1 protein-coding gene is annotated in these 397 nt (G+C 53.1%); it reads left to right on the forward strand.

Annotated features, from left to right (window positions below; genetic code table 11):
- Nucleotides 1–90: 90 nt before the first annotated feature.
- Nucleotides 91–312, forward strand: coding sequence for a hypothetical protein (locus F2P46_RS39055; protein WP_166899342.1), 222 nt, complete (start codon nucleotides 91–93; stop codon nucleotides 310–312).
- Nucleotides 313–397 lie beyond the last annotated feature (85 nt).

Raw genomic sequence — 397 nt, forward strand, 5'->3', positions numbered from 1 at the left:
TAGTTAACTTCGGTTGCCATGAACCCTACGCTCTGGCACAGTGTCACTACAGTTTCCATGTTGTAACATTATTGTTAGCAGATTAATACCATGTCCACCCAAAGCGCCGCTCAATTGAATCTACCAGTACCAGAAGTGCCCATCGAAAACGCCTCGTCGCACCAGGCGCGCAATGTCTTGATGGGTTTGTTCGACTCCACCTCGACCACGTCAAAAGCGTATCTGGTGAACGTCGCACGTTCGCTCGCCGTCGCAGATACCATCGCCGCCTTGTCGGCGACCATGCCACGGCGGAACGGCAATTGCGGCTAGTCCGAAGCCGCACCTTTGTCGGGTAATTTTTCTGAGGACAGTTTCTCGGCATGCGTCGATGAGATCATCATCTGGCGTTGGCCTT

This window comes from Massilia sp. CCM 8734 (assembly GCF_011682155.1).
GTDB lineage: Bacteria > Pseudomonadota > Gammaproteobacteria > Burkholderiales > Burkholderiaceae_D > Telluria_A > Telluria_A rubra.

What these genes read in the sequence shown, in the direction of transcription:
- F2P46_RS39055 (WP_166899342.1), top strand. Translation starts at nt 91, where the DNA reads ATGTCCACCCAAAGCGCCGCTCAATTGAATCTACCAGTACCAGAAGTG.